The 12,135-nt window shown below is 73.0% G+C and carries 11 protein-coding genes; 9 read left to right on the top strand and 2 right to left on the bottom strand.

Annotation, left to right across the window (positions count from 1 at the left end; all coding sequences use genetic code 11):
* Positions 1 to 1,415 (top strand): primosome assembly protein PriA (locus tag BHU15_RS25570; RefSeq protein WP_069629342.1); only part of this gene is annotated, 1,415 nt, incomplete at its 5' end.
* 75 nt (positions 1,416 to 1,490) lie between these two features.
* Here the strand turns inward: BHU15_RS25570 and BHU15_RS25565 are convergent.
* Complete coding sequence (locus BHU15_RS25565; RefSeq protein WP_023542993.1) at positions 1,491 to 2,006, bottom strand: hypothetical protein; 516 nt, start codon at positions 2,004 to 2,006, stop codon at positions 1,491 to 1,493.
* Positions 2,007 to 2,295: 289 nt separating this feature from the next.
* Between BHU15_RS25565 and fmt the strand changes: the two genes are divergently transcribed.
* From fmt to BHU15_RS25530, 7 genes are all read left to right on the top strand, one after another.
* Positions 2,296 to 3,252 carry a methionyl-tRNA formyltransferase gene (gene fmt, locus BHU15_RS25560; protein WP_069629341.1) on the top strand — a complete coding sequence of 319 codons (957 nt, stop codon included), beginning with the start codon at positions 2,296 to 2,298 and terminating at the stop codon, positions 3,250 to 3,252.
* An 80-nt stretch (positions 3,253 to 3,332) separates the two neighbouring features.
* On the top strand, positions 3,333 to 4,766 hold the full coding sequence (locus BHU15_RS25555) for an RsmB/NOP family class I SAM-dependent RNA methyltransferase (protein WP_069629340.1): 1,434 nt from the start codon (positions 3,333 to 3,335) through the stop codon (positions 4,764 to 4,766).
* 154 nt (positions 4,767 to 4,920) lie between these two features.
* Positions 4,921 to 5,604 carry a ribulose-phosphate 3-epimerase gene (gene rpe, locus BHU15_RS25550; RefSeq protein WP_069629339.1) on the top strand — a complete coding sequence of 228 codons (684 nt, stop codon included), beginning with the start codon at positions 4,921 to 4,923 and terminating at the stop codon, positions 5,602 to 5,604.
* Between the two features lie 113 nt (positions 5,605 to 5,717).
* Positions 5,718 to 6,767 (top strand): sugar-binding transcriptional regulator, encoded by a 1,050-nt coding sequence (locus BHU15_RS25545; protein WP_171907084.1) that lies wholly within the window; start codon positions 5,718 to 5,720, stop codon positions 6,765 to 6,767.
* 201 nt (positions 6,768 to 6,968) lie between these two features.
* Positions 6,969 to 8,411 (top strand): GuaB1 family IMP dehydrogenase-related protein, encoded by a 1,443-nt coding sequence (locus tag BHU15_RS25540; protein WP_069629338.1) that lies wholly within the window; start codon positions 6,969 to 6,971, stop codon positions 8,409 to 8,411.
* Between the two features lie 264 nt (positions 8,412 to 8,675).
* A complete protein-coding gene (locus tag BHU15_RS25535; protein WP_069629337.1) occupies positions 8,676 to 9,548 on the top strand; it encodes an RNA polymerase sigma factor SigF in 873 nt (290 codons plus the stop codon).
* Positions 9,549 to 9,795: 247 nt separating this feature from the next.
* Positions 9,796 to 10,251: an Lrp/AsnC family transcriptional regulator gene (locus BHU15_RS25530; RefSeq protein WP_023543000.1), complete on the top strand. Its 456-nt coding sequence runs from the start codon at positions 9,796 to 9,798 to the stop codon at positions 10,249 to 10,251.
* Between the two features lie 96 nt (positions 10,252 to 10,347).
* On the opposite strand, the gene BHU15_RS25525 is transcribed toward BHU15_RS25530, so the two are convergent.
* Positions 10,348 to 10,956, bottom strand: a complete 609-nt coding sequence (locus BHU15_RS25525) for a Repetin (protein WP_069629336.1) — start codon at positions 10,954 to 10,956, stop codon at positions 10,348 to 10,350.
* A gap of 298 nt (positions 10,957 to 11,254) precedes the next feature.
* Between BHU15_RS25525 and BHU15_RS25520 the strand changes: the two genes are divergently transcribed.
* Positions 11,255 to 12,135 (top strand): carbon-nitrogen hydrolase family protein (locus tag BHU15_RS25520; RefSeq protein ID WP_107422924.1); only part of this gene is annotated, 881 nt, incomplete at its 3' end.

The raw sequence follows: 12,135 nt of genomic DNA, 5'->3' as shown, positions 1-12,135 counted from the left end.
CGGACGGCCGGGTGGCCGCCCGCGTCGACACCGCGCTCATCGCGCTGCTCGGCGAGGGACACCACGCGCTGCTCACCGCCGACGCGGGACCGCAGAAGCGGTACGGCCAGTGGCTCGCCGTCCGGCGTGGCGCGGTGCGCGCCGTCGTGGGGACCCGCGCGGCGATGTTCGCCCCCGTACGGGACCTGGGGCTCGTCGCCATCTGGGACGACGGCGACTCCAGCCACAGCGAACTGCACGCCCCGCTGCCGCACGCCCGCGAGGTGCTGCTGCTGCGGGCCGCGCACGACAGGTGCGCCTTCCTGCTGGGCGGTACGGGCTGCACCGTGGAGGCGGCCCAACTGGTCGAGACCGGCTGGGCGTTGCCCATGACCGCCTACCGCGAGCGGCTGCGCGGCGCCGCGCCCCTGGTGCGGACCGTCGGGGACGCCGAGCTGGCGCGCGACGAGGCCGCGCGCGCGGCCCGGCTGCCGAGTCTCGCCTGGCAGGCCGTCAGGGACGGGCTCAAGGCGGGCCCGGTCCTCGTACAGGTCCCACGGCGCGGCTATGTGCCCCGGCTGGGCTGCGAGCGCTGCCGGGCGCCCGCCCGGTGCCGCCACTGCGCGGGCCCCCTGGAGGCCCCTGAGCAGCGGGAGTTGCACTGCGCGTGGTGCGGGCGCGGCGAGCCGGCCTGGCGCTGCGCGGAGTGCGGCGGTACGCGGCTGCGTGCCAGCGTCGTGGGGGCCCGGCGTACGGCGGAGGAGCTGGGCCGGGCGTTCCCCGCGGTCCCGGTGCGCACCTCGGGCCGTGACCACATCCTCGACACCGTGCCGGGCCGCCCCGCGCTGGTGGTGAGCACACCCGGCGCCGAGCCCGTCGCCGAGGGCGGCTACGCGGCGGCGCTGCTCCTCGACGGCTGGGCGATGCTGGGCCGGCCCGACCTGAGGGCGGGCGAGGAGGCGCTGCGGCGCTGGCTGCACGCCGCCTCGCTGGTCCGGGGGCAGGACGACGGCGGCACGGTCGTGGTCGTCGCCGAGCCGACGCTGCGGCCCGTGCAGGCGCTCGTGCGGTGGGATCCGGTGGGCCACGCCCAGCGCGAGCTGGCCGAGCGGGCGGAGCTGGGCTTTCCGCCGGTGTCCCGGATGGCGGCGGTGACCGGCGGGCCCGAGGCGGTGGCCGCGTTCCTGACCGCCGCCGAACTGCCGCCGGACGCCGAGGTCCTGGGGCCGGTCCCGCTGCCGCTCACCGACCCGGCCCGGCCCCGCAGGACCGGTGACCCGCCCCCGGGCGAGCTGTGGGAGCGCGCGCTGCTGCGGGTGCCGCCGGGAAGCGGGGCGGCGCTGGCGGCGGCCCTGAAGTCGGCCCAGGCGAACCGGCTGGCCCGTGGTGGGGGAGAGCCGGTGCGGATCCGGATCGACCCTCCCGACATCGGCTGACGCGACCGGCCGGCGTACGGCCCGTCACCGGGTGCCGGACCCGCCGCCGACACGGCGGGTCCGGTGGCCGCGGCGTCAGCCGTTGCGCGGGCCCGGGAACGCACCCGGACGTGCCTCCTCGCGGAGCGGCTGCGCCGCCACCGCCGGCTGCGGTGGCATGGAGCGCGCCGCGGGGACGGCCGGGACGACGCCCTGCGCGGGATCCTGCGGGCGGTCCCCCTCGGCGACGGCCGCCTGCTGGGCGGCCCGCCTCGTACCGTAACGGCGGTGCACCGCCTGCTTGGTGACACCCAGCGCCGAGCCGACCGCGTCCCACGAGAAGCCCAGCGAGCGGTCGAAGTCCACGGCGGCCGTCACCAGGCTCTCGACACTGTCCCGCAACTCCTGCGCGAGACGGACGGTCGGGGCTGGTGCCCGGCCGTAGACGACGAAGCCCGTCGAGGGGCCTGAGCGGCGCGGGCGGTAGACGTTGCCCAACTGGGCTGTGAGAGTGCGCAATGCGTCCACCTGCCGGCGGACGCGCTCGATGTCCCGCACCAACAGGTGCAGATTTGCCCGGGCTTGTGCGTCGTGGGTTGCGTGGTCGGCCATGAACAAGCCTCTCGAACCGGCGTTGAAACGGATCGGGCCGCACCGGGCGGCCCGTTTGTGGTCAATCTCTCTTGACAACGCGCCACCGGCCGTTGTGGTCACGCTGCGGGGGCGTATGCGCATATGCGCGGGGCGTACGGGCTCCCGTACGCCCCCTGCCCGCGAGGTCCGCCCGAGCTGGTACGGACCCATAGACTGGTGCGCTGTCCGTCCCCGACCGCGCCGGTGCCGACGCCCGCGCCGGCCCCGACGGACCGCAAGCCGCACGAGAGAGCGAGGAAGTCCCGCAGTGAAGCTCGTCTTCGCAGGCACCCCCGAGGTCGCCGTACCCGCCCTGGACGCACTGATCGCCTCCGACCGGCACGAGGTCGCCGCCGTCGTCACCCGCCCCGACGCACCCTCGGGCCGGGGCCGCAGGCTCGTCGCCAGCCCCGTCGCCCAGCGCGCCGAAGAGGCGGGCATCGAGATCCTCCGGCCGGCCAAACCGCGCGACGAGGCGTTCCTGGCCCGGCTGCGCGAGATCGCCCCCGACTGCTGTCCCGTCGTCGCCTACGGCGCGCTGCTGCCGCGCGTCGCGCTCGACGTCCCCGCGCACGGCTGGGTGAATCTGCACTTCTCGCTGCTGCCCGCGTGGCGCGGCGCCGCCCCCGTACAGCACGCGGTCATGGCCGGGGACGAGACGACCGGCGCCGCCACCTTCCTCATCGAGGAAGGGCTGGACTCGGGTCCGGTGTACGGGGTGATCACCGAGAACGTACGGCCCACCGACACCAGCGGCGACCTGCTCACCCGGCTCGCCTTCGCCGGCGCCGGGCTGCTCGCCGCCACCATGGACGGCATCGAGGACGGCACGCTCAAGGCCGTACCGCAGCCCGCCGAGGGCATCACGCTCGCGCCCAAGCTCACCGTCGAGGACGCGCAGGTCGACTGGACGGCGCCCGCGCTGCGCGTCGACCGGGTCGTACGCGGCTGCACCCCCGCGCCCGGCGCCTGGACCCTCTTCCGCGGCGAACGCCTCAAGCTGATCCAGGTCGCGCCGGCGACCGACCGCACCGGCCTGGCCCCCGGCGAGCCCGCCGTCGGCAAGAACTCCGTGCACGTCGGCACCGGCTCGTACGGCGTCGAACTGCTCTGGGTCCAGCCGCAGGGCAAGAAGCCGATGCGGGCCGCCGACTGGGCGCGCGGCGTGCGGATCGCCCCCGGTGAACGGCTCGGCGCGGCCGGCGGCGCCGCGGACGTAGGCTGAAGCAACAGCACCCTTCCGCCGGCGCCAACAGCACCTTCCCGAGCACCGGCTTCCACGCGTAGAACCTTTGCGGAGCACCTTTGAACGAGCAGGCACGTCGGAGTCCCGGCAAGTCCTACCGCCGTCCCAAGAAGGATCCCGTGCGGATCCTCGCCTTCGAGGCACTGCGGGCCGTCGACGAACGCGCCGCCTATGCCAACCTCGTCCTCCCGCCCCTCCTGAAGAAGGCGAGAGAGACCGGCGACTTCGACACCCGTGACGCGGCGCTCGCCACCGAACTGGTCTACGGCACGCTGCGCCGCCAGGGCACGTACGACGCGATCATCTCCGCCTGCATCGACCGCCCGCTGCGCCAGGTCGACCCGCCCGTGCTGGACGTACTCGCCCTCGGCGCCCACCAGTTGCTCGGCACCCGTATCCCCACCCACGCCGCCGTGTCGGCGAGCGTGGAGCTGGCGCGTGTCGTCCTCGGCGACGGACGCGCGAAGTTCGTCAACGCCGTCCTGCGGAAGATCTCCCGGGACGACCTCGACACCTGGGTGGAGCGCGTCGCACCGCCGTACGACGAGGACGCCGAGGACCACCTCGCCGTCGTCCACTCCCACCCCCGGTGGGTCGTCTCCGCGCTCTGGGACGCGCTCGGCGGCGGCCGGGGCGGCATCGAGGACCTGCTCGAAGCGGACAACGAACGCCCCGAGGTCACGCTCGTCGCGCGCCCCGGCCGGATCTCCGCCGACGACCTGCTCGACACCCTCGGCGAGGAGTCCGGCCTGCCGGGACGCTGGTCCCCGTACGCGGTCCGGCTCACCGAGGGCGGCGAACCGGGCGCCATCGACGCCGTACGCGAGGGGCTGGCCGGAGTCCAGGACGAGGGCAGCCAGCTCGTCGCCCTGGCGCTCGCCAACGCGCCGCTGGACGGGACCGACGAACGCTGGCTCGACGGCTGCGCCGGCCCCGGCGGCAAGGCCGCGCTGCTCGCCGCACTGGCCGCCGAACGCGGCGCGCACCTGCTCGCCGCCGAGAAGCAGCCGCACCGGGCGCGCCTCGTCGAGCGCGCGCTCGCGGGCAACCCCGGCCCGTACCAGGTGATCACCGCCGACGGCACCCGCCCGCCCTGGCGCCCCGGCGTCTTCGACCGCGTCCTGGTCGACGTCCCGTGCACCGGACTCGGCGCCCTGCGCCGCCGCCCGGAGGCCCGCTGGCGGCGGCGCCCCGAGGACCTGGAGGGCTTCGCGCCGCTCCAGCGCTCGCTGCTGCGCGAGGCGCTGAAGGCCGTACGCGTGGGCGGAGTCGTCGGCTACGCGACGTGCTCCCCGCACCTCGCCGAGACACGCACCGTCGTGGACGACGTACTGAAGGGCAGGGGCGGCCCCGCCGCCGAGGCCGAGTGGGTCGACGCCCGGCCGCTGATGCCCGGTGTCTCCGCGCTGGGGGACGGACCCGACGTCCAGCTGTGGCCGCATGTGCACGGCACGGACGCGATGTATCTGGCGCTGCTGCGCCGTACGGCCTGAGCGGCGGGTCGCCCCCGGCCCTTTGCGTGAAAAAGCCGTTGTTCCGCACACGGACCCGTTGAATCGCGAGGATTGCGCGGACTGTGCCCGCCTTCGGGCCCGAAGGCGGGCGATCGGGGCCGGGAAGTCGCCCGGAGCATGGCAGGCTTGGCACATGGCTCAGATCAACCCCAGCATCCTGTCCGCCGATTTCGCCCGTCTGGCCGAAGAGGCCAAAGCCGTCGAAGGCGCCGACTGGCTCCATGTCGATGTCATGGACAACCACTTCGTGCCCAACCTGACCCTCGGAGTGCCGGTGGTCGAAGCGCTCGCCCGCGCGACGGATATTCCGCTGGACTGCCATCTGATGATCGAGGCGCCCGACCGCTGGGCACCGCAGTTCGTCGAGGCGGGCGCCGGTTCGGTCACCTTCCACGCGGAGGCGGCGGCGGCCCCCGTACGGCTGGCGCGCGAGATCCGCGCCAAGGGCGCGCGCGCCTCGATGGCGCTGAAGCCGGCGACGCCCGTCGAGCCGTACGAGGACCTGCTCCCCGAGCTGGACATGCTGCTGATCATGACCGTCGAGCCGGGCTTCGGCGGGCAGGCCTTCCTGGACATCATGCTGCCGAAGATCCGCCGTACCAGGGAGCTGATCTCCAAGCACGGACTCGAGCTGTGGCTCCAGGTCGACGGCGGTGTCTCGGCCGAGACGATCGAGCGGTGCGCCGAGGCGGGCGCGGACGTCTTCGTCGCGGGTTCGGCCGTGTACGGGACGGACGACCCGGCCGCCGCCGTACGGATGCTGCGCAACCAGGCCAACGAGGCGACGGCCTCCGCCGGCTGGGCCTGCGCCCACTAGGGCGTGTCCTGGCCACAACACCACGCGGCCGACGGGCCACGGCTTCATGAACGCCGCCCAACCGGGCTGATCAAGGACCGCCGAATCTGACAGGATGAGAGCGCGTCCAGAGTGTGAACAGCAGTGAGGAGATCGCGGTGTCTGGTATGTCGGCGGGTCGGCCGGCCCTGCGCATGGGACCCGCGGAACTGGTGCAGGCGGCGGCCATGGCCCGGCGCTTCTATCTGGAGGGCAAGTCCAAGATCCAGATCGCCGAGGAGTTCGGCGTCAGCCGCTTCAAGGTGGCCCGGGTCCTGGAGACCGCGCTCGAACGTGACCTCGTGAGGATCGAGATCCGGGTCCCCGCCGAGCTGGACGCCGAGCGCTCCGACGCCCTGCGCGCCCGCTACGGCCTGCGGAACGCCGTCGTCGTGGAGTCGCCCGCCGAGGCCGCCGACGAGTCGCCCGACCCCGAGAACCTCGGCGAGGTCGCCGCCGACCTCCTCGGCGAGCTGGTCGTGGAGGGGGACATCCTCGGGCTGGCCTGGGGCCGCTCCACCATCCACATGGCCGCGGCCCTCGACCGGCTGCCGCCCTGCACCGTCGTCCAGCTGACCGGCGTGTACGACGCGGGCACCGCCGAGCGCGGCTCCGTCGAGGCCGTACGCCGCGCCGCCCAGGTCTCCGGCGGCGAGGCGCACCCGATCTACGCCCCGATGCTGCTGCCCGACCCGGCGACGGCCGCCGCGCTCCGCGCCCAGCCCGGGATCGCCCGCGCCTTCGAGTACTTCGACAAGGTCACCGTCGCGGCCGTCTCCATCGGTTCCTGGGAGCCGGGGATCTCCACGGTCCACGACATGCTCTCCGACGAGGAGCGCTCGCACTACGCGTCCCTCGGTGTCGAGGCCGAGATGTCCGCGCACCTCTTCGACGCGGAGGGCCGCCGGGTCGGGCGTGATCTGGGCGAGCGCTGCATCACCGTCGAGGCGGACCGGCTGCGCCGTATCCCCGAGGTCGTCGCGATCGCGGGCGGTCAGCGCAAGGGCGCGGCCATCGGCGCTGTCCTGCGCTCCGGACTCGTCACGAGCCTGGTCACCGACACCGCCGCCGCCGACTTCCTGCTGCACGACTTCGAGCCGGGACCGCGCCCGGCCCTGGAGCGCGCGGACCCGGACGGCGAGTGAGGCCGTTCGTGGCCGCCCCTTCGGGCGAAGCTACGAGCGCCCCCGGCGCCGGTCGGCCGATGGTACGGAAAGCACACCGCCGGTTCGCCAGAAACGCGTGCCATCGGCGATGATGACGTAGGAGCCGCAGCCGGGACCGTCACCGGTCGGAGCTGACTCCCCACCCGCCCTTTCCGTAGAACCGCAGGTGAGAGAGTCGGTATGCGTTTCCTCAATGATCTGAAGCCGCCGTACGACCTGACGTACGACGATGTGTTCATGGTGCCGAGCCGGTCGGCCGTCGGCTCCCGGCAGGGCGTCGACCTCGCCGCACCCGACGGCACGGGCACCACCATCCCCCTCGTCGTCGCCAACATGACCGCGATCGCGGGCCGCCGCATGGCGGAGACCGTCGCCCGGCGCGGTGGCCTCGTCGTCATCCCCCAGGACATCCCGATAGAGGTCGTCACCGAGGTCGTCGGCTGGGTCAAGACACGCCATCTCGTGCTCGACACCCCGATCATCCTGGCGCCGACGCAGACCGTCGGTGACGCCCTGTCCCTGCTGCCCAAGCGGGCGCACGGTGCCGGAATCGTGGTCGACGGGGGCCTGCGCCCCGTCGGGGTCGTCACCGACCACGACCTGACCGGGGTGGACCGTTTCACCCAGCTCTCCGAGGTCATGTCGAAGGACCTGCTGCTCGTCGACGCCGACATCGACCCGAGCGAGGCGTTCGACCGGCTCGACGGCGCCAACCGCAAGCTGGCACCCGCCGTCGACGCCGAGGGCAAGCTGGTCGGCATCCTGACCCGTAAGGCCGCGCTGCGCGCGACGCTCTACACCCCGGCCACCGACGCGGACGGGCGGCTGCGTATCGCCGCCGCCGTGGGCATCAACGGCGACGTCGCGGGCAAGGCGAAGCAGCTCCTCGACGCGGGCGTCGACACGCTCGTCGTCGACACCGCGCACGGCCACCAGGAGTCGATGCTCGCGGCGATCAAGGCCGTACGGGCGCTCGACCCGAAGGTGCCGATCGTGGCGGGCAACATCGTGGCCGCCGAGGGTGTACGCGATCTCATCGAGGCCGGCGCCGACATCATCAAGGTCGGTGTGGGCCCCGGTGCCATGTGCACCACCCGCATGATGACCGGTGTGGGCCGGCCCCAGTTCTCCGCCGTGCTGGAGTGCGCCGCCGAGGCGAAGAAGTACGGCAAGCACGTCTGGGCCGACGGCGGCGTCCGCCACCCGCGCGACGTCGCGATGGCGCTGGCCGCGGGCGCGTCGAACGTGATGATCGGTTCCTGGTTCGCCGGTACGTACGAATCGCCCGGCGACCTCCAGCAGGCTGCCGACGGACGGCTCTACAAGGAGTCCTTCGGTATGGCGTCGGCACGCGCGGTACGCAACCGTACGAGCGAGGAGTCGGCGTACGACCGGGCCCGCAAGGCCCTCTTCGAGGAGGGCATCTCCACCTCGCGGATGTTCCTGGACCCCGCAAGGCCGGGTGTCGAGGATCTGATCGACTCGATCATCGCCGGGGTCCGCTCCGCGTGCACCTACGCCGGGGCGAACTCGCTGGAGGAGTTCGCGGAGAAGTCGATCGTCGGCGTGCAGAGCGCGGCCGGTTACGCGGAGGGCAAGCCCCTTCACGTGAGCTGGGGTTAGGACGCATTCGCGGACAAACCGGTCGATCCGGCCGGTCGATCCGCACGAATTTCCGTCGCCTCCGCGGCGCCTGAACGGTGGTCACTGTTGGGCGCTCGTACCGCTGTGACCAGGCATTTCTTCCACGTACGCGGGACGCCGTCCCGGTCGGCGCAGCCGCGTCGGCCGGGACTTGGCATATCCCGGTCGCGATCCGGGAGACATGACTGGGTTCGGTCCGGGTACACGGGCAGTGCACTGTCCAACGGAGCAGGGGAGGACACAGTGTCCACGGCGAGCACAGTCCCGACCGACAGAACGCGGTACGGAACCCAGCAGGCCGACATGGCGGAACTGGGGCTTCCGTATGTGGAGAGCCCGGGGGACGTGGCACCCAAGGACGCACGGGAGATTTCGCGGATCTTCTTCGTCCGCCTCGCGGAGCTGGAGGAAGGCACGCATGAGCACCAGTACGTCCGCAACACCCTGATCGAGCTCAACCTGGCCCTGGTGCGGTACGCGGCGACCCGCTTCCGTAACCGCTCCGACCAGATGGAGGACATCGTCCAGGTCGGCACCATCGGCCTGATCAAGGCGATCGACCGCTTCGAGCTGAGCCGCGAGGTGGAGTTCGCGACGTTCGCCGTCCCGTACATCGTCGGTGAGATCAAGCGCTTCTTCCGGGACACCAGTTGGGCCGTGCACGTACCGCGCCGGCTCCAGGAGCTGCGGATCGACCTCGCCAAGGCGACGGACGAGCTGTCGCAGCGGCTGGACCGCGCCCCGACGACGGCCGAACTCGCCGAACACCTCGACCTGGACGAGAACGAGATCATCGAGGGCGTCGTCGCGAGCAACGGCTACACCGCCGGCTCGATCGACATGCCCTCGGACGACACGGCCGAGTCCTCGTCTCCGCTCTCCGACCGACTCGGCGCGCCCGACGCGCAGTTGGAGGCGGCGGAGAACGTGCAGGCGCTCAAGCCGCTGATCGACGAGCTGGACGACCGCGAGAAGTGGATCCTCCAGATGCGCTTCGGCGCGGAGATGACGCAGTCGGAGATCGGGCAGGAGCTGGGCGTCTCCCAGATGCATGTGTCGCGTCTGCTGTCCCGGATCACCGGGCGGCTGCGGGAGCGCCTGCTCGCCGTGGAGTGACCGGCAGCTGACCTGTGTGTACGTGAGGAGGGGACGACCCGGTGTTCCGGGTCGTCCCCTCCTCGTTGTGCACCCCGCACGGTCGGCGGAGCCGTGTCGCGGGCGGTCCCGGACCGAATGGGGTACGCCGTCCCCCGCGCGGGTGCGGGAGCGCGTCGGCCCCATGGTCTACTTCGGATACGGGGCGCGCCGCCCCCTCCGCCGGCCACGGCACCCGCCACCACCGCAGAGAAGTGATCCGCCCGCAGTGCGACTGAACAAGCTCGACGAACGCATCGTGCACGCCCTCGCCGAGGACGCCCGCCGCTCCTTCGCGGACATCGGCTCCGAGGTCGGCCTCTCGGCCCCCGCCGTGAAGCGGCGCGTCGACCGGCTGCGCGCCGAAGGCGCCATCACCGGCTTCACCGTACGGGTGGACCCGGCGGCGCTCGGCTGGGAGACCGAGGGGTTCGTCGAGATCTACTGCCGCCACAAGACCTCGCCGGAGGACATCCGGCGTGGTCTGTCGCGCTACCCCGAAGTGGTGTCGGCGTCGACCGTCACGGGCGACGCGGACGCACTGGTCCAGGTTTTCGCCTCCGACATGCGCCACTTCGAGCGGGTGCTCGAACTGATCGCGGGGGAGCCGTACGTGGAGCGTACGAAGTCGGTGCTGGTGCTCTCACCGCTGCTCAGGCGCTTCTCGTCGGGCGCGCCCGGCTGAGTCCGTGGGCGCCGGGGCTCCCGTCCCCTGTGCGGGAGCCCCGGCTGTCAACGGGCGCCGCCCGGACGCCTCAGCCGCGTCAGTCGCTTCATCCGCTCAGAGCTTCGGCTCCCAGGGCAGCACCCTGAAGTCGCCGGTGCCCGCCTTGACCGACTCGAACGGCGCGGAGCTCACACACTTCGGCAGTGGCCCCTGGTCGGCGGGGCTCCCGGTCGACGCCCAGCTGTAGCCGAGCCGGTCCTTCCGCCCGAGGTCGTGCACGGTCACCCCGACCCGCTCGCCCTTCGCGCCCTCCAGGTCGGACTCGGTGATGACGCCGCTCACGACGGCCACCTTCCCGCCGGTGACCAGGCAGTCGACCTCCACCTCGGCCGTGGCGCCCTCGCCGTTCAGGTGGTGGCTGAACCGGAAGGTGCCGGTGGCCTTGGACGGGTCGTCGGTGTCCTCGGCCGCCAGGTGGGCGTCGAAGGTGAAGGTGATGTCGTCACCGAGGGAGCGGTACAGCTTGGCGGTCCCGGTCAGGGCCGCCGCCTCGCGCGCCGTACTCCGCTCGCCCGCCCCGGCAGAGGCTCCGGCGCCCGGCGACGCGACCGCCGATCCGCCGGTGGAGGCCACGGCGCCGGCGATCAGCAGCGCGGCCCCCACCGCCAGGGCGCGGGTGCGGCGGGTACGGCGGCGGGTCCGTGGCGGTGCGGCAAGACTCATGGGAATCCCCTTCGCAGAAGTACCGGTTCCCCCGGTACCGATGGCGGCGCCCGGTGTTTCCCGGGCCTGATCACCGTCCCGCGCCGGGCCCCCTCCGGGCGTCCCGCCACGGTCCCCACCCACTCCGTCGCACGGCGGAGAACCGGCTACGACCAGCGGCGCAACGAATCGCCGTATCCAGGCCCGAACACGCAACGATTGCCCCGCCCACACGCAACAGAGGCGCCTTGTCGGGGCGGAAGTCGGAGCCGTACCGTCAATGTGTCCCCCCGAACACCACGACGTCCCGAGGTCTGCCATGCCGTCGTCGCGCATCGCCCTGCTCCAGAGCTCCGGCCGGCCCGGTGACCCCGCGAAGAATCTTGAGATCGTCGCGGGCGCGGCGCGTGACGCGGCGGCCGGTGGCGCCGGCCTGCTGGTCTGCCCCGAGATGTTCCTCACCGGCTACGCGATCGGCGCGGACGTGTCCCGGCTGGCCGAGCCCGCCGACGGTCCGGCCGCCGAGGCCGTGGCGCGTATCGCGGACGAGCACGGCATCGCGGTCCTGTACGGCTACCCCGAGCGGGCGGGCGACGGTGCGCGCCTCCACAACTCCGCGCGCCTCATCGGCCCGGACGGCTCACCCCTCGCCGACTACCGCAAGACCCATCTGTTCGGCGGCTACGAGCAGGAGTGGTTCACGCCGGGCGACACCCCGGTCGTCCAGGCGGAACTCGGCGGTCTGCGGGTCGGGATCCTGATCTGTTACGACGTCGAGTTCCCGGAGAACGTACGCGCCCACGCCCTCGCCGGAACCGATCTGCTGCTGGTGCCCACCGCCCAGATGCACCCGTTCCAGTTCGTCGCCGAATCGGTCGTCCCGGTACGCGCCTTCGAGAACCAGATGTACGTGGCGTACGTGAACCGGACCGGGCCCGAGGGCGAGGGCCCGGCCGCGTTCGAGTTCGTCGGGCTGAGCTGCCTGGCCGGTCCCGACGGCACCACACGGGCGCGGGCGGGGACGCGGAGAGGTGTCGGGGACTCGCGGGACGGCGACGGTGCGGTCAGTGCGGCGAGCCGTACAGGCCGGGGCGGCGGTCGCGCAGATACGGGTTGTCGGCGCGGGAGGCCCGCAGCAGCTCGGGGTCGACGTCGCCGAACAGCAGCTCCTCGCCGCGTCCCGCCCGCGCCCGTGTGGTG

The sequence above is a fragment of the Streptomyces niveus genome (genome assembly GCF_001723055.1).
Taxonomy (GTDB): domain Bacteria; phylum Actinomycetota; class Actinomycetes; order Streptomycetales; family Streptomycetaceae; genus Streptomyces; species Streptomyces niveus.
The sequence above is the reverse complement of the archived record's forward strand: the minus strand, read 5'-3'. Positions and strand labels throughout refer to the sequence as shown.

Coding starts and splice junctions, on each gene's coding strand:
- BHU15_RS25540 (WP_069629338.1), top strand. CDS start 6,969: ATGCGTTTCCTCAATGATCTGAAGCCGCCGTACGACCTGACGTACGAC.
- BHU15_RS25525 (WP_069629336.1), bottom strand. CDS start 10,956: ATGAGTCTTGCCGCACCGCCACGGACCCGCCGCCGTACCCGCCGCACC.
- rpe (WP_069629339.1), top strand. CDS start 4,921: ATGGCTCAGATCAACCCCAGCATCCTGTCCGCCGATTTCGCCCGTCTG.
- BHU15_RS25565 (WP_023542993.1), bottom strand. CDS start 2,006: ATGGCCGACCACGCAACCCACGACGCACAAGCCCGGGCAAATCTGCAC.